Genomic DNA, 24,551 nt, shown 5'->3' on the forward strand with positions numbered 1-24,551 from the left:
ATTTTTTTGAGGCTTTTAATGAGGAGGTGGTAATATGGACAGTCAAACCTATCAAGTTCTTACAATTTTAGTCAATGAGCTTGACTATGTTACTTACAAAACGATTTCGAAAAAAATAAATGTAAGCAGCCGAACGGTAAGTCGCATAATTCCCACGGTGATCACCTTTCTTGAAAGAAACAATTTTAATTTTAGTGTAAAAAAAGGCAGAGGGATAAAGCTAAATTTAGACGAAAACGAGCGAAGCAGGCTAGAAGAATCACTTGTTTCCCAAAACGTAAACTATTATTCATCAGAAGAGAGAATCGCATTCATTATTACTGAATTGTTAGATTCGGATGACTCGGCTAAAATTGATTATTTCGCAAATGTATTAGGAGTATCTCCAATGACAATTCATAGCGATCTGGCCACCATAGAAAATCGCATGAGCAATCTTAATTTGAAATTATGCAAGCAACGAGGTAAAGGTATTACTGTTGAAGGAAGCAAGTTTGACAAGGCAATGTTTTACTCGGATTTCCTATATGGAAATATTGATGTTAGATTGATTGAATTTACGCAAGCCAATCCATTTTCTATTATCATGTTTGGCAATCATTTATCGTCTTCAATCAGGGAAAAACTATATAAAAAGCTGCCGATCGAAGAAATGCGGACAATTCACTCCCGTTTCGAAAAAAGCGGGACTAGATTAAGATTTCTTTTAGCAGATGGTGGGTATTTTAAATTAGTGCTTACTACGAGTCTCTTAAATAGGAATTCAGAGTCTACCACGGAATATAGCAAAAAGTATAATGATTTAGTTGAAGAGATTATCGATATTTCACTGAGTCAATCAAAGAAAATTGTTTCAGAAGAAGAAGCCGAATTTATTGATCGGTACATTTCTTCTGCTAGAAAGACTAACAATACCGAAAAATGGAGCAGTAAATTCTCTGTTTCAGAAAATTTTGAAGAAGAAATAAACCGTGTTCGTTCTGCCTTTTACCGAATCTTCGGTAATAAGATTGATATGACTAGTGTATTTATCAAATCTTTTGATAATCATGTCTACCTTTTTCTGCAACGATACAATAGCAACCTGCAAGTGAAAAATCAATATACACATATCTTTAAGGAAGAGTACCCTCAGATTTTTATCAGAATTCATGATCTGGTGGTTGAACTTGGGTACGAGAAAATCATCGATGATGAAGTAGTGTTTTTAGCTATGCATATTTTGGGTGCGATACTGGATAAAAACAATTCTTCCAATACAAAGAGAGTAGCCGTAGTATGCTCCAGTGGATTTGGTACATCGAAAGTATTGAGAGAATCGATCAAGAAACGATTTCCTCAAATTGAAATTGAAGACGAGTACAACGACAATATTATCAATGAATTTGAATTCATTAAAAAAAATATTGATTTGATCGTTTCTACCATACCAGTAGATACAATTTTTGTTCCCAATGTTATGGTAAATCCATTTTTATCGCAAAATGATGTAATTAAGATAGAGAACATTCTAAACTTAAAAAATTCTGACATTGATTATCCAGTATTTGAAACGGACAATTCGATAGAAAAGATACCTGTATCAAACGAAAGAACGAGATTAATAGATAGAGTCTTAGAGACGTTCTATTTTAGTGAGCTGTCAGAAGTTGAATCAATTGATCAAGTGATTGAAGAAATATCAGCAGCCACAATGCCAGCCGATAAGGCACCTTTGCTTGCGGAAGCTCTTAAGGAACGAGAAAAGTTTGGTAGTTCTGTCATTGATGATCACGGTGTCTTACTATTGCACTGTAAATTTGATGATCAAATTCAACTGGGAGTTATAAGAATTGATCGGCCGGTGGAGTATCATACAATTGATGGACTGGTTAAAATTGACACGATTATTTTAATGGTTGTTCCTACTAAAAAAAGAAATGAGATTGTCCAACTTTTCGGTACAATTAGTTCATCCTTAGTATTGGACGAGAACTTTTTGAAAAGTGTTAAGAGTTTAGATTTTGAGAAACTATCTAGTGCACTTCGATCTTCAATGGAAAAAATGGGCTAGCTACAAAATAGCAGCTGGCATTCTAAAGAAAAATGGTAAAACTTTAGGTTTGCATAGTTTTAGTTCTTACTGTTCTTATAGATTTGGCACTTTGGAGAACTGACAAAAATGCTGCTGATTTATGTGGTAAAGAGTTTCACTAAGTGCCAGAATAAGAGTACAAAAATGATGAGGTGATCGGATGAGTTCAACAATATTAAAAAAAGAAAACATTGTACTAAATGTAGGGCAACTTACAAAAGAAGCAGCCATCAACAAAGCAGGCAGATTGCTTGTTGAGAGCGGATATGTAAGTGAAGCATACGTCAAAGGAATGTTTGAAAGAGAAGAAGTATTTAACACCTATATAGGAAATGGCGTAGCTATCCCCCATGGAGTGAGTCATTCAAAAGACGAAATCAAAGAATCCGGAATTGTTGTTTTACAGTCAAAAGAAGGGATTGACTATGGGGATGAAAAGGCCTATTTAGTCATTGGTATTGCTGGAATAGGAGACGAGCATTTAGATATTTTATCCAGCATTGCGCTTACAGTACAGGATGAAAGTAACGTTCAGAAAGCCGTTGAATCGGATTCTGTTGATGAAGTTTATGAGTTGTTGACATCAGAATTGTAAAAGAAAGGTCGTTAACTATGAATAGCACACTAATTATCGGAGCTGGAAAAATTGGTCGGGGCTTTATTGGACAGCTGATGAATTTAAATGGTTGGCATATCTATTATGCAGAATATGATCAATCTTTAGTTGATGCCTTGAATCAAGAAAATCGTTATGAAGTTCATATTTTAGGTAATGAGGAAAGAAATAGCGTAGTAGATAATTATGAGGCTTTCAGATTAAATGAGGCTAAGCTAAACGATGCTTGGAAAAACTCTTCTTTAATTTTTACAGCGGTAGGAGGTAAGAATCTGCCATCAATTGCGAGGGGATTAGCGGAAGCGTTTAAAGCCAACCCTGAAGCAGGATTAAAAAACATTGTGACCGGAGAAAACTGGAAGAATCCGGCAAGCGATTTAAGAGATGCGATTTATGAACACTTATCGGCTGACGACATTCGCTTGTTTGAGTCGCAAGTCGGTATTACTGAGGCAGTGATCATGCGTATTGCAGTTGAGTCTAGTAAAGAACAAAAGGAACAGCATCCAGCCGATGTATGGGTACAAGATTTCTGGGATTTACCAATTGATCGAGCAAGATTTTTAGGAAACCCGCCGAAGCTAGAGTTTGTAGAGTTTATTGACAACTTTGGCAGCTTCTTGGAAAGGAAACTTTATACAAATAATACCAGCAATGCAACGATTGCTTATATGGGTTATCAAAAAGGATTTGAATATACCGCTGATGCAGCGAATGATCCTAGTATAGAAAGAGTTTTGGATAAAGTTTATGACGAAATAAATGAAATGGTCGTACGTGAATTGGGTGTGGATAAATCTGATCAAGAGGACTTTGCCCAAAAAGCCAAAAAGAAATACTCGGATAAAACAATTGTCGATCAACTCTACCGACATGCGGCCGATCCTATCCGAAAGCTAGGACCTAACGACAGGTTAATTGCTCCCGCAAAAATGGCTTTAAAGAATGGCATTCAGCCAACCGCGATGGTTCAAACAATAGCAGCAGCCTTGCAATACGATTACGAAGGAGATCCGATCGCTCAAGAGCTGCAAAAAACCATTCAAGAAAAAGGAATTCCCTACGTATTAAAAAATATTTCAAAGCTTAATGAAGAAGAGGAACTTTATCAGTTGATCATTGAAGAATTGAAAAACCAGAATATAGAGGTATAAATCAATGGAAAAAAATAAAGTGATAATTATCGGAGCGGGTCAGACCGGCAGAGGATTCATCGCACCATTTGTAAAAAACAGTGAGAAAGAAATTGTTTTTATCGATAAGAATCCGGAATTGATCAATAAATTAAATGAAGAAAGCAAGTATACAATTTCTTATTGTGGCAATGCCTGTGATCCGATCATTATCGATAATTATTCAGCATACGAACTAAATTCCAATGAAGCGGTAAAAGCTGTTAGTGAGTCCGATTTAGTCTTAACAGCAGTAGGTGGAGACAACATTCAAGAGTTAGTGCCATTATTTAAGAAGGCATCGGAGGAAAGAAAAGCACCAGAAAGACTCACTATCGTTTGTTGTGAAAATGGTATTGATGTCAAACGACCTTTAATTAATGCAGAAATAAAGGCTGCCGTTACAGAAGGAATCATTTTTTGTACAACACTTGCTCAGGATGAAAATTCTCTGGCGTTATTGACAGAATTGTATCCGAGTATTCCTTATGATGCAGCAGTGAGTGAAGTAAAAGTGGATGTTTCGGGATACATTCCAGAAATGAGATTTTCTGATTTAATTCAAAGAAAGATCTATACCTACAACTGCTTAAGTGCGTTTATTTCTTATCTAGGATCGTATAATGGATATGAAGTTTATAGTGAGGCTGCAAATGATGAAGATATTAGTTATTTGATGGAGAAAGCAGCTATCCCGTTAAACAAAGCGATTAGTTTAGAATATGATGTTCCATTAGCTGATCAGACGGAGTTTTCAGGATTAGCGATTAAAAAGTTCAAGAATCCGGATATTGTAGACACGATTTCAAGAAATGCTCGTGATGTTCTTAGAAAAATGGGACCTACTGAGCGCTTAATACGACCATTACGTTTAATAAAAAAATATGAGTTGGAAGATACTTATCTGTTAATCGTTATCGCAGCGGCCATGTACTATGCAAAAGGTGAAGGGGATTTAGAAGAGGATACTTTGGAGAAAATTTCGGAAATTTCAGATTTACCTGGCACAATACAGAGAATCAACGTCCTTTTTGATTTATTTGTAAAGGGAGCATCAGTGAAAGATATAATTGAATTCGTTTAGAGTGAATAATTTAATGACTGACTATAAAAAATTAAGGGAATTCGAATTTTAACCACCGACTTCATTAAGCCGGTGGTTAAAATCATTTATCAACAATCTTCTATTCCCGAATCGGAAGCTCTGGAAATTCTTCGCGCCTCATCTTCTCCGGTACAATATACACAAGTTTCTCTTCATTGTAGAGTTCGTACTGACCATCGTCCATTCTAACAAGATAAGAGTTATCTTTGGTGATGCTCATAGTCGTTCTTTCTATTTCTTCTGAAACATAATAAGGTTCAAAAATAACGCTGCTAGACAAGACAAAACAGAATAAGCCGACAAATACCATAGACAAAATCTTTGGCTTTTTTTTCGTAGTATGAAGAATATTCCTGGAACGAAGCAGCAGGTAGGATTGGCTTGTTCCAGAAAAGCTGGTAACTAAACCATGTGCATCTTTCTGACTGGTATCAATAAATTTCCCCAAATTTATCAACGCTTGCAGGTATTCGATTCTTCTTTCTGTTGAAAGATTTTCAATTACTTGATCATCAACCTTTAGTTCGATAATCAGATCCAAGTGACTTCTGAATAAATGTACGATGGGATTCCACCAGTAGATGACCGCTATCAGCTCGTACAGGTACTTGATGAATAAATCGAAACTTGAGATATGCAGAAATTCGTGTTTCAAGATCAGTTCGATTTCCGATTCTGTTAGTGGTACGTTTGGCAGTATGATTGTTGGATTGAATAGTCCCACTACACAAGGCGAAATAGGTTTGTTGACGAAAACAATTTGAGTTTGCGGGTAAGAGTGATCTCGCTTTGCGTCAGCCAATTTCTTCAGTGTAGAAACTTTCCTTAGTCTAAAAATGAATTTGTACCCAAAATAAAGCGAGCCGATCAACCAGAAAAAACAGATCAACTCAAAAAATCTGAAATGGGCGTTACCAACTGTGTAGAAATTTTGTTCTAAAGCCATGCTTAATGCAGGCAAAACTCGATAAGATGGAAGGGAACGAGTAAAGAAAAATTCAAAAGGAAACATCAGCCGTATCATAAAGACTAAGCTGATCATCATCAGAAATTTTGATGAAGTGATCTTATTATAGTTGATTAACTTCACAAGAATCATCGCGATCAACGCAATGATTGAACTTGTCACCAACGTAATAATTAATGAAGTCGCAGAAAGAATCATTCATCCAGCAGCTCCTTCTTTTTCTCCTCTAGTAACTTTTCAATTTTAGAAATTTCAGCCCCCAACTCTTCTTTAGGTTGCTTAACCAGAAACCCGGCCAATAGTTTTGACATACTGAAGTCATCATATTGGTCCAGGATGAAGGTTTCTTCGTCCACAATAGGAGAGTAGCTTCTAGTAAGAACGGTACCGCTATAAACGATCTCGGCCGTTTCAATCAGTTTATTTTTGGCTAATTTTTTCAGCACACTTTGAACTGTACTCATTCCTAATGAAGGATTTTTTTCGATTATTTGCCGCGCTGTTAGCGGTTTGTCACTCCCCCACAAGATAGTCAGTATTTCCAATTCTTTCTTAGTTAACTTGTACTTTGACATAGCTCATTCATCTCCTTAGACGTTCTAATTAATTGTAATTATAGCATAAAAAAAGGCAGCCTTTTTCAAAAATAGATCAGACAAGGTTGTGATACTTAAAGAGATTTACTGATGTAAGATTTCTTTTTTCAATTGCCTAACATTGTATTATACTTAACTTGAAAAGTGTCATAAGGTATAGTCACTACATTGGACATAAGGCATTACTTGAAAGTTACTAAAAAATTTTGTCGCCACTTAATTTGATATATAAAAGGAGGTATTAAAGTGACGGATAAAGAGATGGTGGTAAGTGAAAGCGGAGCTCAACTATTGGCAGAAAGTAAATTTAAACCGTTCATTCCTGGACAGAGACAAGAGAATAATAAAAAACAATTGGTCGAACTATTCAGTAAAAGCTCAGCAGCTAACATTGAAAAAGAAACAGTTAAGAAGTAGCTGTTTTGCTGAATCCTAAAATGAATGACTCGTTTCCACGATCAATCGTAGGAGGCGAGTTTTTATTTGACCAAAAAAAGCACCAGCAACCTCTAGTCACTGGCACTCCCAAATCATTCCTCAACACCCTCATTCATCTCCGGTTCGGGTGAATCTGTCACAGGCTGACTGACAGGTTCTTGAACTGGTTGGATATTCCCCAGGCTGATGCCAATTGTCAGATGGGTATCCATCGGCACGTACTCGCCGTAGCGACTCATCTCAATGACCGTTCCCTTCGGCTTATCGGAGTCCATATAATAAACATCATAGGTAATATTGGCTCCCTTGGCCGAATAGGTTTCGAAAAACAGCTTTGGCAGATCGCCTTCAAGCGCGTTGTCACGCAGGTCTTTAATGTAAGGTCGGCCCTCAGAATAAGTCACTTCAATCGTTGGCGGGTTATCCTTTTCATCAAATTCGGTACCGGCGGCGATGTTTTGACTAATAAAGTGACCAAATGGCACGGTTTCCGAGTAAACACTTTTCAGCACAGCGGTGACTTTATTGGAAAGTTCCCGGGCTTGTTCCAAAGTATAGTTCTGGTAATCAGGCACGACTAGCGGTTTGCCTTTAGAAATCTGAATCTTAAACTCATCTTGTTTGGCAATTTTAGCGCCGGCCGCAGTGGATTGAGAAACCACACTGTCTATTGCAATCGATTGAGAAAAGACTTTTTCAGTCACCAGCTTCAGCTCGTTTTTCTTGGCCCAATCCGTGACCTCCGTCAACGTTTTGTTGGCGAAATCTGGGACTTCGATGTTCTTTTCGAAGTTCTCTTTACCTCGGGAATAATAAACAGAAAAACGATCTTTGCGTTTGTATTCCTGCAAATTCAGTTCCTTATCAGCGGCTTCCTGTTTAATGAACTGACCTTTGCCGATCGTGTCATGGTACTGTTGAACAACTGAGACGTTTTCTGCCTTATTCTCCTTGATCCAATCTTGAGCCGCTTCAATAGTCATGGCTTCGAAGTTTGGCAAGGACAGCTGTTCTTCAGGATCAGGTCCTAAGCTAACCGTCAACGTCAGAGTATCGCCTTTTTTGATCTTATCGCCAGCTTTGACATCTTGTTTCGTCACGTTATTGGTAGCAATGTCGAAATCATACGTGTTTTCGATCTTCAAGGGAACGCCTTCTTCAGCACTCCATTCCCGCGCCTGAGCAATTTCCTGCTTCAGAAAATCTGGCACCTTTACTCGAGTGAACTGATAATAAGCGATGAAAATCCCCAGCAGTAAAACTAGACCGCCTAAAGAAAACAACAGAATCTTCTTTTGTCTGCGCTTCCTATAAGTAGGATCAAATTCCACGTGCTCATCGGTTGGTTCAGACTCAATCAGGGGAGGAGGGGCAGGAACTTCGATCGGTTCGACTTCCTGCTCTTCCTCAACTTCTTTTTCCGGTTCTTTGGCTTTCTTTTTTTCCTGATCGTCGAAATTATCATTGGTAAAGTTAGATAAGAAATCACTCATAACGACTCATCACACCTTTGCGCAATTGAAGCACCTCGTCGGCCTGTTGAGCAATTTCGCTGGAGTGGGTAACTAGAATGACACATTTTTGATGCTTATGAGCCAGCTCTTTAAAAATATCAACGATTTCCTGCTCCAGCTCTTCATCCAGATTTCCGGTCGGCTCATCGGCTAGAATAATGTCACCATTCATGGACAATGCCCGAGCAATCGCCACCCGCTGCTGCTCACCACCTGAAAGCTGAGTCACCAGACGATTGGCCTTGTCTTCGGTAATGCCGATGTATTTCAATAAGTTGTAGGCGACTTCTTTTTTCTCTTTCGGCAGGTCATTTTGGGTAATCGCCATGGGGATCAACACATTTTCCACGGCAGTCAAATATGGAATCAAATTGTAGCTTTGGAACACAATGCTGATATCATTTTTGCGAAACTTCTCATGACCGATCGTGGCGATATCTTGGCCGTTATACAAAATTTGGCCCTCTTTCGGCGTATCTAAGGCACTGATCAAGGATAAGAAGGTGGTTTTACCAGAACCGGATTTTCCTAAAATGCTGTAAAGCTTGCCTTTTTCAAAACCAACGGAGACCTTTTTCAAGATAAAACGCCGTTGATCGCCATCCTGATAGTAATAATCGATATTTTTTGCCTCTAATAATGTCATTGTCTTTCCTCCCTACATCATAATTTTCTTCGGATTCAGGCGAAGAATGTACAGCAGTGGCAAAACGGCCGAGAGCAGCACGGTACCTACACCCACCAGCAGATAAGTCACGATGTAGCCGATGCTGAAGGTTACTTTGTAGGCTTGTTGAATATCCATGAAGGAAAGATTGTTTTGCATCAAATTGTTGCCGTAATAGACCATGCCTTCTTGGCTTGAGTTGCTGATCCAATCCGATTGAATCAAGGACTGAGAAATCGCGCCGCCCAAGAAGTTACCAGTAATTAACGAAAGAACCAGCGCGATACTGCTGATCATCAAAAGCTCCAGCACAATCTGCGTAATCACTTTGCCGCGGCTTTCGCCAAAGGAAAGGTAGATGCCCAGCTCGTGTTTGCGATCTCGCATGAACAATAGAACAACCAACGAAAGAATCAGCAATGTCGCAATTACGGCCACAATCACCACATATTTGGAAATAGTGTTCAGTTTGTTTAGGCCACCAGCTACTTGATCATATTGGTCACTGGAAGCAATAACTTGGTAATATTCTGGCAAGAGGGCGTTGGCATCTTCCCGAAAGGCTTCGATGTCATCCGGTGAATTCAGCACGTAGGTTGCTTGATAATTATCCTCCATATCTTCTAAAGGAGCGTCCGTCCCACTTGAATAGGCCTCACCCAGCTTTTTGCTCAGGTCGCGGGCCGCACCCTCGGTGGTATAGATGGTGTTCAGTTGCTCCAGCGCCCGCCACTGATTTTCTGCCGCCTGTTCTTGGCTTTGTTGGGCATCCGGGTCTTTTTTCACAACCGTAAAAATCCCAGACACCTTCATTGGGAAATCGAAGGAAACGGTTTTCGGCTGCGGTAATTCTCCTGACTCACTAGACTGTGCTTCAACGGAATCATCCATCACCTGGTTAGTTGCATCTAAAACAAAAGAATCGCCAACTGATAAGCTGTTGGCTTCAGCGACATCCAAACTGATAATGGCAGCATTCGTCCCATTTTTGATGTCGTTATCCGTAAAGCCCTCGCCTTGCGTGATTTTCACTAGTCCTTCAGTAACATCCAGAAATTCTTTTTGGTTGAAGCCTTTAATGTTAAACATGTAAGGTGTACCGCCATACCCAACATTGTCATCAGTCGCGCTTTTTAATTTAACGGTACCTGTGCCAGTGGTAAGAAAAAGATCGTAGCGCTTCACATAAGAAAGATCACCGATCTCCCGATAGACTTTGGCTTTCGGAGGCTGCGGATAGGCCATGTTCATCATTTCTTCTTCGGAAACATTACTCATTTTTTTATCATAAGCTTCGTAGTCCATCTGGACACTCGTGACAGCACCCATGCTGCGCTTGGTTTCTTTTTCAACATTCACGGTGGATTGCTGAATTGCCACCGCTCCGGCGATCACATTTCCTAAAATAAATACAACAAAAAACAGAATCAGAGATTTGCCTTTCCGTCTGGTGATACTCTTGAGTGCTCGTTGTTTAAAGTCCATTGCTTCGCTCCTTCTAATTATATTTTAATCTAATTATTCCATAAAGTTTAATGAGTTACAATAATGAGTTGAGTGGTTCTTGCAAATATTCGCCCTTAATGAAAAAATCTAAGGTTAAGAAAATTATAGCGCCTTCAATTTACTTTTTTCTTAGCTAGCAACATGCCATCCTTCAACAAGATTTTTAAACTTTCTAGTTGTATGGCTAATAAATAATTCACCTCCTAAAAATAGTATACAATACGAATTCAGCGAGTGTCTATAAAATTATTGATAATACATTTTTTTGTAACGAGGAACCGAATCACTTTATTTTGCCTTCTGGCTCATGGGTAAGTTTCGTAGGTCTTATTGATTAATTCGGACAAAATGCGAGATGTGAAGTAGAAAATTCCACAACAATAACCGTGTATGCAAAATTGCTAAAGAATGATTTGCTTGTTATCATAGAATTATCAAATAAAATTAGGAGGGAAAAATGAAAAAGCTAAGTATTATTCTAACAAGTGGGTTAAGTTTGGTGTTATTATCGGCGTGCACTGGGGGAAGTAATGAAACTGCACAGGAATCTTCTAGCAATGTTGTCTCTACATCAACTAGTAGCAGTATTTCGAGCAGTACCACGCAATCAAGTCAGACCGAAAATGAGAAATACGACGAACTACCACAAGAACTAAAAATAGTAGCAATGGCTGATATTGTTGACTCACGTATAAAAGACTATCCAAATTTAGAAGGGCTTACTTTGCATTATTTGGTAGACAATGACGATGTTTATCTTTTTATCACAAGTGGTGTAGGTAGTGGTCACCCAATCTATAAACTTTCTGTTAGTGAAGAGGGAGTGACACCTGTGCAAGGTGTAGTCTATATGGGGATGTCAGGTGGATACGAGGAAGCCGAAGTAGATAATCAATTAGTAACGAAAGAAACACTTCTTGAAAATTATAACGATGACAAAACGAATTTTGATAACTCATCTAAGAACGTAGAAGAAGATACACACCTGAAAGAACTCTTTAATGAACAAATGAATCAAGTCAGCAATCCATCTCAACAAACTAACGCTGCTGCTGAGCCAACTGGTACACAACCTTCAGATGACGAAATGCTCAAATACTTCGTTGATTATGTTCTAGATGATGTTGGTGGTTCCAGTAGTTCCATAAAGGATCAAGCTAACTATGGTGTTGACGAAAATGGTGCTAAAATGATTCGCTATGGGGGTAGTCAAGGTGCCTATGCAACAATCGAGGGTAATCGAATTATTTATACTGCTTACTCATTTGGAGGAGTTTCTGATGATGGAACGGTGGCTAAATCGAGTCTTTATTCAGCCTATTACGACTTCGTAACTGGCGAACATGGTATGTTATAGACCATGTGGTATCCATCATGGCAACAATTACATTTAAATTAAGCGATAAAGACAAACTTTTTGGAAAACAGGGCAAAATTCAAAGGAGATTTCTTGTATGAAGATAAAAAAGCAAAAACCTCTAAGTGAAAAGAAGAAAAAAGCGCTGAAAACATGGTGGTTCCTTGTAGTCATAGGACTCGTACTCTATAAAACGATTGATTACTTCATTTCATTTACTTACTTACCGCTGATATTTCTATTTTACCTTGTCGGTGTGTATGTATATTTGTTCCGGAGGTATGATCGCGCGTAGGTTCCACCGCTGAAGCAAAGCCACATGTATCGAAGTTCCGAAAAATACTTATACTATAGAAGAGATAGCCATTTGCTAAGAATGGTTATCTTTTTTCCTGCTCACAATTTTAAATTAGGTAGGCGAGTTAGTGAGTATCTCAATCCATCACAAAAATATTGATTAATTCCGATTCACAGGTAATAATTAGTATAACAACAAAAAACAGATTAAAAAGAAGGTGGGAAATAAACATGGCATTAATAAATCGTTGGTATCAACTATTGCAGCAGTTTATTTCCCACGATCATTTATCCCTCGCCGAGCTTCAAAGGATCACAAGTACCACCACGCAAACCGTGAAAAAAACCATTCAGCTATTAAATGAACAATTGGGTCATACAGCAAAAATAGTTGAAGCTGCCGGCAGTTATCAGCTGAAGGTCTTGGATTTGCCGCAATTTGAAGCCGTAATGAATGGCAGCTTGAGGCAGCAGGCGGACTTTAATTCAAGCTCCAAACGAATGGCGGTGCTGATTGACTGTTTCATGAAGCGATCCGATTATGTCGTGATTGATGATCTGGCTGAATTGATCGGCGTCAGCCGTTCGACGGTCAATAAGGACTTGCGGAAGCTGAAGGAAATACTGATTCCATTCGATGTTTCCTTGACCGGCACCCCCAATAAGGGACTACTGCTGGAGGGACAGGAAGAAAATCTGCGGCTGCTTTATCTGTATCATGCCTATGATTATCTGACACCACCTGAATTAGATCAAGACGTGTCACAGTTGATCGAAGCCATTGCCGAAACCAAGAAGCTGGATTTTCGAACAGCTGGTTTACTGAAGAAGGTCATCACCTTAACCTTGGAACGAATTCAAGCAGGTAAAAATCTTTCGGCAGCGATTCCTTACTATATAAATTATTTCGCCACCGATCCTCAACTGGAAGAATTGTGGGGGACGTTAGAAATTAACTGCAGTATCACTATCAGCCAACTTGATTTTAATTTTATCTGCTTTCCGTTAAATATTTTCAATAACAATGTGGTAGAGGAAGGATTAGCAGAGAACCTGCAGGTAAAAGAACTCTTTCATCTAATGATGCAGAAAATTCAAGAATCTGTCCTGATCACGGTGGATGAACAGATATTGTTTAGTAAATTGCAGGCTCATTTTATGTTTCTGGTCAATCGCATCATTTTCCACATCCAGCTTCAAGATATTTTTGACCAAGAATTTCGCAATAAGCATGCCTTCTCCTGTCAGCTGGCAGATCTTGGTGTGACAGCACTGGCGAACTTTTTAGCCAAGCCAAAGCAGGAATCCGAAGTCGCCTATTTGGCGATCTATTTTGAGTTGGCGTTGAAGGAAGACCCCGATGATGCGGCCAAGGAAATTGCGGTGGTCTGCAATACCGGTAAGGGAACGGCTCTGATGATTAAGCGGCAGCTGGTGAGCGTCCTTGGTTCCGATATTAAAATCACTCACTATTCAGAGGAAGAATATCAAACCAAAGACCTGAATCGCTATTTTGCCATTTTCACCACGATTCCTTTACCCGAATCTGCAACTCCGACGACGGTCATCAAGCTAAACGACCTGTTTAATGATAAATGGCTGCTGGGAGAGTGGAAACGAATCATTGCATCAAAGGCAGCTGCATTTGAGAATACTCACTTTAGTTTTGAGAGCTTGGACGCGTCACGAACCTATGAAGACAACTTATCCATGATGTTGGATCAGCTGATTCAACAACAGCTAGCGGATGAAGACTTCAAGAATTACATCCTGAAAAAATCACAGGAAGCATCCGCGGTATTGGAAAACGGCATCGCCTTTCCCCACGGGATTAATCCAAACAGCAGTCAAATCGTGGTGTCTATCGGTTCTTATAAAAACGGCAAATCACCGGAAGAAATCGAACTGGTATTTCTCGTAGCGATTCCTGCCGATTTGACCATGGAATCGGAGGCAGAGCTGTTGAGCTTTTACGACACGATTTTTGTCATTTCTGCCGATCAAGACTTGCGGGCACGGATGCAAAAGGTCAATTCGCGGGAGGATTATGCTCGGTTGTTGATGGATAAGCAAGGTGGTATTAAATAAACAAGAAAGCTGTACTCTTACTTAAAGAGTATGGCTTTTTTTTACGGAAAGAGACTGTTTCAAGCTAGATTCCTGAAAAAAGGCATTCTGATCTCTGATACAATATAACGAAAAGCACTAGGAAATAAACCAGTTAAGCATGTATTCAGTTTGCGGGTCTCTACTATAGTATCCGTCATGTTCCCTTCTTTTATAAATACCCATAGGTAAATAACATCACCAAGTGGGGTTTTTGGAAGGGGAATTTTTTGAATGAAAACGCTTGTACATTTTCAAGAGCAGAAACTATAATAAGGACATAAGGAAGATGAACATTTTGATAAACGGGAAACAGCAAGGAAAGAGGGGTTAGCAAATGCTTGAAGAAAAATATGTAATTGTACTAAAGGAAATAATTTCTAACCCTATTATCACAAGAAAGGGGTTGGAGAACAAACTACAACTGTCAAAGGATCAAATCAAGTATGCCGTCAATAAGATTAACGACTACTTGAACGAAAATGAATTGCCAAGTATACGAAGAACAAGAAATGGTGGATTTATCATTGATGCTGCCATCATTAGCTTCATTCAAGCCAGTGAAGAAAAGGAGCAGGCTACTAACCAGCTTTTTTACTCAGAAGACGAAAGAATAATGATACTTGCACTATTATTATTCAACGAATCCTTGGATTTGTCGCTTGAGTATTTTTCTTACGAGTTGAAAGTTAGTAAAAATACGATTTTACGAGATCTTTCAAAGCTGAAGGATAAGCTGACCATCCACTCAATCGAAATAACTTATTCTCGTACACAAGGCTATTGCATTTCCGGTAACGAACTATTCATTAGAGATTTCATCAAAGAAACTCTCTTCTATGTTAACAAAATGTCCAATGGAACTCAAATACTAGATCGATTTTTTGGAGGAACAAAGGAAGAACGTTCCTTAACAGAGAAGAATTTAAAGGCGATTGAAAAGCAGCTGGAGATACGATTTACCGATGAACAATTTGAAATTTTACCGTATTTTCTGTTGATTCTGTTCAGTCGCATCCAGCACGGAAAAATGGCACGGGAGAAAACGTCGGAAGAAGAGCTGTCGATTTATCAGCTGAAAGAAGTCCGGCTGATTGAGGAGATTCTTTCCTTAGAAAAATTTGGCAAGCGAGAAACCATCTACATTTCGCTGCAAATCTTAACCTCAAAAATTATTTCAGCCGAATTCGTAAATGAAACCATCACGGAAAAGCTGCGCAAAGCGTTAATACTATGCATTGATAATTTTGAAGTGAAGACATCGATTGAATTAAAAGGACGGGAATCGATTCTTAACAGCTTGATGTATCATCTGACGCCAGCATATTACCGGATTCGCTATTTAATTAATGAGAACAACGATCTATATGAAAAAGAATTTTTAGACAATGTGATTGCTCAATATGATTTTTTGAATTCAATCATCAAAGATTGTTTCAAGCCGTTAGAAGATTTATTAGAAGTACCGTTACCCGAAATCGAAATCATGTACATTTCCTTAATTTTTGGCTCAAAAATATTGCCACAAGGCAAATCGGATTATCCCAAAATGAAGACGGCGATAGTCATTTGTCCTAAGGGCGTGACGTATTCCCAATTAATGCTTTCGCAGTTAATGGATATTTTTCCAGAAGTCTATTTTTACGAGCCAGTGTCTCATCGGGCCTTTGAAAAGAGCAACCTGAAGGTGGATATTATTTTTTCAATTGGTCACTTTCATTCCTATGATAATTGTTTTGTGGTTCAAGCAGCTATGAGTGACGAAGAAAAGCAGCAATTACGCTCGCAGGTTTTTAAGAAAATATTCGGTGAAGAAGACAAAGCAACGATTGTTGAACGGATTATGGGAGAAATCATTGAGTACCTCCCTAAAGAAAAAATCGCCGATATTCAGCAAAGTATTTTAGAAATTTTAGGTGAACGATTGCCGACTAGAAAAGGCTCAAGACTCCAGCAAGCAGAGCACGCAATTATGCGTATCAGTGACTTTCTTTCAGCTAGTAAGATTACTATTTTGGATCAGGTTGCTGATTATAAAGAAGCAATCAGGATTGCCGGGCAGCCATTGTTGCTAGAAGGGGCGGTCACGGAAGCCTATATTCAAAGTGTGATTGACAGTCATGATTTTGAAGATCCTTATACCATTCTGGGACAAGATGTAGCGATTCCTCATGCGTTGCCAGATGAAGGGGTTAAGAAAATCGGGATTAGTTTGCTGATTGTTCGGGAAGGCTTTCTTTATTCTAAGACACAATCACTGAAGCTGGTCTTTCTAATTGCTCCGATCGATAAAAAGCAGCACAACCAGGCGATTATCGATATCTTAACGATTGCTGAATCACCAGAGCTGATTGAAAAATTAACCTCAACAAACGATAAACAACAAATACTCGATCTACTAAAAGAAATTTCTATTTAAGAAGGGAATTTAATTCATGAATAATCAAGAAATCAAAGATAGCATGTTAAATACTTTATCAATCGAAGCCAATACGATTGCTCAGATCAGTGAAACCGTAGATATGGATGTCTTAACGAAACTGGTCCACAAAATTGGCGCTAAAAAAGGCAAGGTTGTCGTCACTGGCTGTGGAACTTCTGGCGCTGCCGCGAAAAAAATTGTTCATTCATTATCGTGTGTGAGTGTGCCAGCGGTTTATCTGAATCCTGCCGATGCTGTTCACGGCTCTATGGGGATTATCGCTGAAGGCGACATTGTCATCGTTATTTCAAAAGGTGGAAACACGAAGGAATTAGTCAATCTGCTGGATTCAATTAAAGCACAAAAAGCCTATATCGTAGGTGTTGGTGAAAATGAAGAATCAACGATTGGCAAATACTCTGAGTTGTTTGTCAAAATCTCAGTGGAAAAAGAGCCGGACACCTTTAATATGTTGGCTACAGCTAGTACCTTAGCGGTGATGTCGACTTTTGATGCGGTATGTATTGCGTTAATGACTTACACAGGATTCACCAAGGAACAGTTTGGTATCAACCATCCTGGGGGAGCTGTTGGCGATCGTCTGTTAGGCAAATAAGTGAAATGGAAGGTAACTGCGTATGGGTGAGTTAGTTAAGATGGTAGATTCGAAAAATATTACTTTTTTTGATGAACAAGATCATTTAGATAAAGAAAAGCTGTTGGAGACAATGAGTGCACTTTTGCATAAGAATGGATTTGTAAAGGAAAGCTACATTCAGGCAATCAAAGATCGCGAAGCAGTATTTCCAACCGGTCTGAATACGACGACCTTCGGGATTGCGATTCCTCATACAGATAGTAAACATGTAAACGAAGCAACGATTGCAGTGGGCATATTAAAGCAGCCGGTCATCTTTCAAGAGATGGGTGCTGAAGAAGTTGAAGTGCCTGTCCGATTGGTCTTTATGCTGGCAATCAAAGAACCAGACAAACAACTGGAAACTCTGCAATCAGTGATTGCTTTAATCGAGAGTGAAGAAAAAATGAAGGCACTTGTTCATGCAGAAAGTGAATCGGATGTTATTCAGCTGTTAAACTAACAAAAAAGTCAGGAGTAGTGGATATGAAAAGTCTCTTTGAAGAAATAAATGACCGGATGCTTGGGGAGGTTGGACGAGGAATTGTTGCTTTTCTGATCGAAAATAAGTACCTCTTTTTAGTCCTGTTCGCTATTTATGGTTTTGTGCTTCTGTACTCAAAAATCGTTTATATGTATTACGTTCCAACAAAAATCAAAAAAATCGTTACCGAAAATCCTTCGTTAACGACTGATCAGTTATATACAAAGTGGAAGAAAGAAAAGGGGCAAGCTCCTGGGTATCTCTTAATTCCAAGTAAAAATGAAATGTGGGTAAAACCGTTAAATCGCTCGAATGGCTGCTACCAGATGCTTTATTTTAATCGAAAGAGCAGCTATGCCAGCGAACTAGATATGATTGAAAAAATATCCGAAGATCTGAAAGGAGATTTTCACCTTGGTTAACAATGAAATTATGCCTTCACTATTTGGGGCTGATATCGGAAACTTACAAAAAGAAGTTATGCCTTTAAAAGATTTAGGCATTGAAATTTTGCACGTTGATATGATGGACGGAAGCTTTGTTCCGAATATTGCCTTTGGTCCTACTCAAGTGGCAGACTTGAAAAAAATCCTGCCCTTTCAATTTGATGTCCACATGATGGTGGAAAATCCTGACAAATTCATTCCGCAATTAGTGGAAGCAGGGGTGGAATATATTAGTATCCATCAAGAAGCCACTGTTCATCTGCTGCGGGGGATTCAGCTAATCAAACAGTTAGGTGCTAAAGCTGGAGTTGTATTGAATCCAGGTACACCAGTTGAATCCATCAAAATGGTATTAGATGAAATTGATTACGTGCTGTTAATGACGGTTAATCCGGGATTGGGCGGACAAAAGCTGTACCCGCCGATTTATAAAAAAATTGCTGCAATGAAGGAATTGATTGGTGAGCGGCCGATTGACATCCAAGTGGATGGCGGCGTCAATAATGAGAACATCAAGGCGTGTGCCGAAGCTGGTGCCAATTGGTTCGTGGTAGGTTCTTACATGTTTTCCGGCAATTCTGCTGAAAAACTAGCGTCATTAGAAAATGCGTTAAATTAAGGAGATTGTTGATAGATGAGATCATTGAAATTATATGGAAAACAAGATTTGCGTTTTGAGGAAGCTGAAAAACCGGTTCTGGAAAAGGAAACGGATGTCATTATTAAAGTCAAAGCAGTCGGCATTTGCGGCTCAGATTTATCTCGCTACAAAAAATTAGGACCCTATGTTTCAGGTATGGTATGGGGCCATGAATTTTCTGGCGAAGTAGTAGAGACAGGCAGCCAAGTTCGCCACGTAGCAGTTGGTGATCGTGTAGCTGGGGCACCTTGCTTTACATGTGCCGATTTAGATGTGGAAGAAGAATGCTACTTCTGTAAAAAATCCGAATTTGCTCGCTGTGAAAATCTTACAGTGATTGGTGCTCGCCATGGTGGAGCCTATGCTGAATACATTCGTTTACCAGAGAAAAATTGTGTGCCGATTCCAGATTCTGTTGATTATGAATCAGCAGCTATGATCGAACCTTCGGCAGTAGTTGTTCATGGGTTTTACCATACTAATCTGACTGCCGGCGATACGGTGGTAGTGGTTGGTTGCGGAAATATCGGTCTATTGTCGATTAAGTTTGCTAAGATTTTTGGTGCTACTAAAATAATTGCAGTGGATATTGCCGATGAAGCCTTGGAAATGGCTAAGGCTGCAGGTGCTTCCCACACGATCAATTCATTAAAAGTGGACACCTTAGAAACTATCGCCAGCTACACTGATGGCTTGATGTCAGATATTGTAGTGGAATCAGCCGGCTCACCGATTACCTCGGCGCAAGTCTTCGCTTATGCGAAAAAAGGCGGTGGCGTAGTATTTATGGGTATCCCGTATGCCGATATATCGATTGAACGTTTCTATTTTGAAAAAATTGTCCGCAGCGAGCTGAAGGTATGGGGCGCATGGAGCTGTGTATCCGCACCGTTCCCTGGAAAAGAATGGCATACCATCATGGCACTTTTAGAAAATGGTCAACTAGAATTAAAATCGATGATTACCCATCGACTGACCTTAGCTGAAGGACCAGAAATTTTCGATACTATTACCCATAAAAAACCAGAAGATAATTTTGGAAAAGTGATGTTTTTCCCAGAAAAAGAATAGACTGAAAAAGGATGAGTGAGAAGAATGAATCGAAAAAGAATTTATGTGTGCTGCGGTACTGGAATTGCGACTTCAACAGTGATTGTGAAAAAGGTGTCTGAATTTTTAGATGAAAACAAAGTTCCGTATGATATTAGCCAATGTATTGTTTCTGATGTTCCTTCCAAAGTTGCTAATAAAAAGCCGGATGTGGTGATTAGTTCAACCACTATTTCCGCTGATTTAGGAGATGTTCCAGTTGTCTTGGGTCGATCGTTTCTAACCGGCATCGGCAAAGACAAAACTAAACAAGAAATCAGAGATATTCTAGGATTCTAACCATAGGGAGGAAAAGAAATGTCAGTTGTTTTTGACTTTTTCAGATACATTATTGATTTAGGTGTTAGTGTAATGATGCCAATCATTATTACCATTTTGGGAGTAATTTTCGGCCGGAAATTATCAGTTTCGTTTAAAGCGGGGCTGACAGTAGGGATTGGGTTTATTGGGATTAATGTGATGTCAGGGGTCATGATGAATGCCATTACCCCTGTCACACAAGCACTTGTTGACAGATATGATTTTAGCTTAACGGCTACCGATATTGGCTGGGGGATCGGATCTTCCATCGCTTGGGGAACACCGGTAGTGCCGTTTGTATTTATTGCGATTATTGCCACCAATATCGTCATGTTGATGCTCAATTTGACGAAAACGATGGATGTGGACATTTGGAATTATTGGCAGCCATTGTTCATCGCTAGTGCGCTTTACTTAACGACTGGCAGTATGATTTTGGCAGTAGCTAGTGCAGTCATCAACATGGCGATTATCTTTAAATTAGCTGATTTGACGCAAAAAGATGTCTCTGACGTACTAGGCTTAGAAGGGATTTCCTTGCCAGCGATGCAAACAACTGGTTGGGCTGTCCTGGGTTATCCAATGAACTGGGTATTAGACAAAATCCCTGGCATCAATAAAATCAATTGGACTACCGAAAAAATCCAACAGAAACTAGGAATTTTCGGTGAACCAATGATGATGGGCTTGATGATCGGTGGACTATTGTCAGCAGTAGCAGGGATGCCAGTTGCCGATATTTTGACAACCGCAGTGTCGATTGCGGCATCATTAGTCTTGATTCCGAGAATGGTTTCGTTGCTGATGGACGGGTTAATCGTTATTTCTGAAGCAGCGCAAGAATTTATGGAGAAACGTTTTGAAGGTCGAGAAATCTACATTGGTTTAGATGCCGCATTAGGGATTGGTCATCCATTTGTTCTGTCATTAGGATTACTGATGATTCCAATCACGTTAGTTCTAGCGTTTATCTTGCCAGGTAACAAGACCTTGCCATTGGCCGATTTGACTGCTTTGCCGTTTTACATGATCTTTGCAATCTTGCCATCGAAAGGCAACTTATTTAGAGGAGTGATCACCGGTATCTTCATCGCCGCAATCACCTTGTACATTTCGGGAATTGCTGCACCAATCATGACCAGCTTGGCAGCTGATATTGGCTACCAAATTCCTGGCGGTGCGACAGAGATTACCTCACTAGCGGTAGGAACCCAGTGGTACTCATGGATTGTCTACTTCTTATTAAGTCTTTTAGCATAAAGTAAATAAGCGACATGGGTTAGTCTTTGTAAGAGACTAACTCATGTCGTTTTTATTCTGCGTATTTTTTTATATGACCTCTTATCAACAGCTTAGGCTAATTTACATTGAAAAACTATGTTTTCCGCTCTTCTAAAAATCCTCTAGTTTATTAGAAAGAAATGAGATAAAGTAAATATATGATCAAATGATTGATCCACGCTTTTTAAATTGTTTACAAGGAGGGGAAGCCGTTGAAAACAAATAAAAGCCGCATCATGGAATTAATAAAGGAGAGAAAGGAAGCTTTCACAACGATTGAACTGGCTGATGAGTTAGGAGTTACGCGTTCGACAGTCAGTAAAATATTGAATCAATTGGTGAAAGAAAATGTGTTGGAGAAAGTTGAGAAGTATCCGGTAAAATACCGACTAGCCGCTGGAAAAGAGCAGTCGGTATTTGCCAACGTAGTGGGCTATGATGGGAGTTTGTTGAAACAAATCGTCAGCTGCAAAAGTGCAGTCACCTATCCGCCTAAAGGACTGCCTATTTTAATCTTAGGGGAATCCGGTGTCGGAAAAAGTTTTTTAGCGGAGTATATTTATGAATATGCCAAAGCTAAAGGTGTCGTTAGCCAATCTGCACCATTGAAAATATTGAACTGTGCCGATTATGCCAATAATCCAGAACTTTTATCAGCAGCACTTTTTGGCTATGCCAAAGGTAGTTTTACTGGAGCAACCACGGAAAAAGAAGGCTTATTCGATGGGGCTGATGGCGGATATTTATTTCTAGATGAAGTTCATCGCTTGCCGCCGATTGGACAAGAAAAGCTGTTTCGCTATTTGGACAAGGGCGTGATTTCTAAGCTGGGTTCTCAAATCGAGCAAAAGCTGGATGTTCGCTTGATTTTCGCCACTACGGAATCAACTTCTGTTATGCTGGATACCTTTGTGAGAAGAATTCCACTGGTTATTCATTTGCCAAAATATGCTGAACGGCCAATTGATGAGCGGTTTCAGGTTATTTATCATCTATTTGAGAAAGAAATGCAGAATCTGACCAAGCCAATCGAAGTCTCCAGCAACTTATATAACCAACTAATCATGTTTGATGAAAAGGGCAATATTGGAGCAATCAAGAATGTAATCAAAGTGGCCTTGGCGCAAGCCGCCCATCGCCAAACAGGTGAGATCATTAAAGTGAATTCCACCAATACGTATCTTTCCAATTACAATAATTTTAAATTTGTTACCTCGAACATTGTTGTAGATAAGAACGATACGTACCGTTTTCAAAATAGAAGTAAAAAAATAGAGAGCTTCACCAAGAGTAAGTTGGATGAAATCTCAGAGCTGTTAAAAGCGAACGACGATAAGGAACGTTTGCGAGCAGCGATTCTAGATTTGATTAAAGAGATTGATAAAACAGAAGAAAAAGAAATCAATTTCAAAGTCTTTTACCCATCTATTCTGAATATCTTAGAGTACCTGGACACTAATTACGGCTTTAAGTTCAGTAAACGTCACGTAACTTTTTTCTCTAAACTGGTTTCACAGATTAACAAACAAATGTTGGATAATACGATTAATGATCAGGATTACGAAAAAATTCTGCGCTTAGTCAAAACCAAGTACTATAAACTATACAAAATTTCGACAGTTTTTGTAGAATTAGTGCGGATTAATCTAGACATCGAATACCTGAGCAACTATTTTACCCTTGTCTCGTTTTTGTATTTTTTACGGAAATCGGGGGACCAAAGTGAGATTCCTTATTTGATTCTGATCTGTCATGGGGTTTCAACAGCAACTAGTATTGCCAGCCTAGTTAATCAAACCTTTAGTCAATATATCTTTGAAGGAATTGATATGCCTTTTGATGCCACTAAAGAAGATGTGCTGAGAAAGCTGAAGAAAAGCTTGAAAAACATTGACTCTTCCAAAGGAGTCCTGCTGCTGGTGGATATGGGATCGCTAATCGGAATTATTGATGATATTGAAGGAGAGATCACTGGTGAAGTTGGTATTATGAACAATATCTCTTCGCAGGTGGCACTAGAGGCAGCCAATTTAATTCTACAAAAGAAATCCATCAATGAAGTCATTATTCATCTGGAAAAAGGTGTAAAAAATATAACCAAGTATATTCCGGCTAAAGAAAAGAGTAAGGTCATTGTTATATCTTGTATGACCGGAATTGGCAGTGCCAATAAGATTAAGAAAATCTTGACCAAATGCTTTATAGACACCAAAACGGAATTCATCTGTTGCGATTTTAATACGGTTAGAAGTGAACAAGAGATGCAGGAAATTACTAAAGAGTACAGTAAAGCTTTGGTTATCACTACTTCAAAAAGCAATATTCCCGGAAAATCCATCACTCTTCATGAACTGCTGAGTGAAAAAGGGGAAGCAGTGGTCAAAGAGTTCTACACCGAAAGCGCCAACGGAGAAGAGCTTCGCCAAATTTTTGATAAACTGACGAAAGAATTCACATTAGAAAATCTGATGGAACAGTTAACCATCTTAAATCCAACTAAATTAATCAATGACGTAGCTGAATTCATCTCAGAGATCGAAGAAGACTTAGATAAAAGCTACAGCTCCTCTGAAAAAAAAGTCCTGTTTATGCATGTATCTATCATGATTGAGCGTTTATTATTAGAAAGCCACAGCAATTTAGAGAGCAAGTGTTCCAATTCTGTTGAAGAGTGTGACGCAAAGCTAGCCGAAGTGTTGAAAAAACGACTAAGTGTGATAGAGAGTAAATATAATGTGACGGTTAATGCAAGAGAACTGGGGCTTTTACAAAATATAATATAGATAAATGGTTGTTAGAGGCTGTGACATAAGTCG

The 24,551-nt window shown here is 39.1% G+C and carries 21 protein-coding genes; 16 read left to right on the top strand and 5 right to left on the bottom strand.

Annotated features, from left to right (window positions below; all coding sequences use genetic code 11):
* Window positions 1–34 precede the first annotated feature (34 nt).
* The 4 genes from JZO70_RS21050 to JZO70_RS21065 all read left to right on the top strand — a co-directional run bounded on the left by JZO70_RS21050 (window position 35) and on the right by JZO70_RS21065 (window position 4,946).
* Entirely contained in the window at window positions 35–2,053 is a 2,019-nt protein-coding gene (locus JZO70_RS21050) for a BglG family transcription antiterminator (RefSeq protein WP_207675666.1), read from the top strand.
* Window positions 2,054–2,234: 181 nt separating this feature from the next.
* The gene (locus JZO70_RS21055) at window positions 2,235–2,669 is read left to right on the top strand and encodes a PTS mannitol transporter subunit IIA (protein ID WP_207675667.1); all 435 of its coding nucleotides are present in this window, start codon (window positions 2,235–2,237) and stop codon (window positions 2,667–2,669) included.
* A 17-nt stretch (window positions 2,670–2,686) separates the two neighbouring features.
* On the top strand, window positions 2,687–3,844 hold the full coding sequence (locus tag JZO70_RS21060; protein WP_207675668.1) for a mannitol dehydrogenase family protein: 1,158 nt from the start codon (window positions 2,687–2,689) through the stop codon (window positions 3,842–3,844).
* Between the two features lie 4 nt (window positions 3,845–3,848).
* Window positions 3,849–4,946 (top strand): mannitol dehydrogenase family protein, encoded by a 1,098-nt coding sequence (locus tag JZO70_RS21065; protein WP_207675669.1) that lies wholly within the window; start codon window positions 3,849–3,851, stop codon window positions 4,944–4,946.
* A 100-nt stretch (window positions 4,947–5,046) separates the two neighbouring features.
* On the opposite strand, the gene JZO70_RS21070 is transcribed toward JZO70_RS21065, so the two are convergent.
* Together JZO70_RS21070 and JZO70_RS21075 are read right to left on the bottom strand one after the other, a co-directional pair.
* A complete protein-coding gene (locus JZO70_RS21070; protein ID WP_207675670.1) occupies window positions 5,047–6,132 on the bottom strand; it encodes a M56 family metallopeptidase in 1,086 nt (361 codons plus the stop codon).
* On the bottom strand, window positions 6,129–6,509 hold the full coding sequence (locus JZO70_RS21075; protein WP_207675671.1) for a BlaI/MecI/CopY family transcriptional regulator: 381 nt from the start codon (window positions 6,507–6,509) through the stop codon (window positions 6,129–6,131). The genes JZO70_RS21070 and JZO70_RS21075 overlap by 4 nt, the downstream gene beginning before the upstream one ends.
* A gap of 267 nt (window positions 6,510–6,776) precedes the next feature.
* On the opposite strand from JZO70_RS21075, the gene JZO70_RS21080 reads away from it, so the two are divergent.
* Entirely contained in the window at window positions 6,777–6,947 is a 171-nt protein-coding gene (locus tag JZO70_RS21080; RefSeq protein ID WP_207675672.1) for a hypothetical protein, read from the top strand.
* Window positions 6,948–7,060: 113 nt separating this feature from the next.
* Here JZO70_RS21080 and JZO70_RS21085 read toward each other — a convergent pair whose 3' ends face one another.
* From JZO70_RS21085 to JZO70_RS21095, 3 genes are read right to left on the bottom strand one after another with little or no spacing between them, the layout of a single operon-like run.
* The gene (locus JZO70_RS21085) at window positions 7,061–8,461 is read right to left on the bottom strand and encodes a PASTA domain-containing protein (RefSeq protein WP_207675673.1); all 1,401 of its coding nucleotides are present in this window, start codon (window positions 8,459–8,461) and stop codon (window positions 7,061–7,063) included.
* Window positions 8,454–9,128, bottom strand: coding sequence for an ABC transporter ATP-binding protein (locus JZO70_RS21090; protein WP_207675674.1), 675 nt, complete (start codon window positions 9,126–9,128; stop codon window positions 8,454–8,456). The genes JZO70_RS21085 and JZO70_RS21090 overlap by 8 nt, the downstream gene beginning before the upstream one ends.
* 12 nt (window positions 9,129–9,140) lie before the next feature.
* Window positions 9,141–10,634 (bottom strand): ABC transporter permease, encoded by a 1,494-nt coding sequence (locus JZO70_RS21095; RefSeq protein WP_207675675.1) that lies wholly within the window; start codon window positions 10,632–10,634, stop codon window positions 9,141–9,143.
* 478 nt (window positions 10,635–11,112) lie between these two features.
* Here JZO70_RS21095 and JZO70_RS21100 point away from each other — a divergent pair, with 478 nt between their 5' ends.
* From JZO70_RS21100 to JZO70_RS21150, 11 genes are all read left to right on the top strand, one after another.
* Window positions 11,113–12,012, top strand: a complete 900-nt coding sequence (locus JZO70_RS21100) for a hypothetical protein (RefSeq protein ID WP_207675676.1) — start codon at window positions 11,113–11,115, stop codon at window positions 12,010–12,012.
* A gap of 528 nt (window positions 12,013–12,540) precedes the next feature.
* Window positions 12,541–14,397, top strand: a complete 1,857-nt coding sequence (locus tag JZO70_RS21105) for a BglG family transcription antiterminator (protein ID WP_207675677.1) — start codon at window positions 12,541–12,543, stop codon at window positions 14,395–14,397.
* A 355-nt stretch (window positions 14,398–14,752) separates the two neighbouring features.
* On the top strand, window positions 14,753–16,834 hold the full coding sequence (locus tag JZO70_RS21110; RefSeq protein ID WP_207675678.1) for a BglG family transcription antiterminator: 2,082 nt from the start codon (window positions 14,753–14,755) through the stop codon (window positions 16,832–16,834).
* Window positions 16,835–16,850: 16 nt separating this feature from the next.
* Window positions 16,851–17,453, top strand: a complete 603-nt coding sequence (locus tag JZO70_RS21115; protein ID WP_207675679.1) for a KpsF/GutQ family sugar-phosphate isomerase — start codon at window positions 16,851–16,853, stop codon at window positions 17,451–17,453.
* Window positions 17,454–17,475: 22 nt separating this feature from the next.
* Entirely contained in the window at window positions 17,476–17,937 is a 462-nt protein-coding gene (locus JZO70_RS21120; RefSeq protein ID WP_207675680.1) for a PTS sugar transporter subunit IIA, read from the top strand.
* Window positions 17,938–17,960: 23 nt separating this feature from the next.
* Window positions 17,961–18,380 carry a hypothetical protein gene (locus JZO70_RS21125; protein WP_207675681.1) on the top strand — a complete coding sequence of 140 codons (420 nt, stop codon included), beginning with the start codon at window positions 17,961–17,963 and terminating at the stop codon, window positions 18,378–18,380.
* Window positions 18,373–19,023 carry a ribulose-phosphate 3-epimerase gene (rpe, locus tag JZO70_RS21130; protein WP_207675682.1) on the top strand — a complete coding sequence of 217 codons (651 nt, stop codon included), beginning with the start codon at window positions 18,373–18,375 and terminating at the stop codon, window positions 19,021–19,023. The genes JZO70_RS21125 and rpe overlap by 8 nt, the downstream gene beginning before the upstream one ends.
* Window positions 19,024–19,038: 15 nt before the next feature.
* Entirely contained in the window at window positions 19,039–20,115 is a 1,077-nt protein-coding gene (locus JZO70_RS21135) for a galactitol-1-phosphate 5-dehydrogenase (RefSeq protein ID WP_207675683.1), read from the top strand.
* 24 nt (window positions 20,116–20,139) lie between these two features.
* Window positions 20,140–20,433, top strand: a complete 294-nt coding sequence (locus JZO70_RS21140; RefSeq protein ID WP_207675684.1) for a PTS sugar transporter subunit IIB — start codon at window positions 20,140–20,142, stop codon at window positions 20,431–20,433.
* 18 nt (window positions 20,434–20,451) lie between these two features.
* Complete coding sequence (locus tag JZO70_RS21145) at window positions 20,452–21,714, top strand: PTS galactitol transporter subunit IIC (RefSeq protein WP_207675685.1); 1,263 nt, start codon at window positions 20,452–20,454, stop codon at window positions 21,712–21,714.
* A gap of 233 nt (window positions 21,715–21,947) precedes the next feature.
* Window positions 21,948–24,518, top strand: a complete 2,571-nt coding sequence (locus JZO70_RS21150; protein WP_207675686.1) for a sigma 54-interacting transcriptional regulator — start codon at window positions 21,948–21,950, stop codon at window positions 24,516–24,518.
* Window positions 24,519–24,551: the final 33 nt, after the last annotated feature.

It is taken from the genome of Candidatus Enterococcus moelleringii (assembly GCF_017377575.1).
GTDB classification, from domain to species: Bacteria; Bacillota; Bacilli; order Lactobacillales; family Enterococcaceae; genus Enterococcus_A; species Enterococcus_A moelleringii.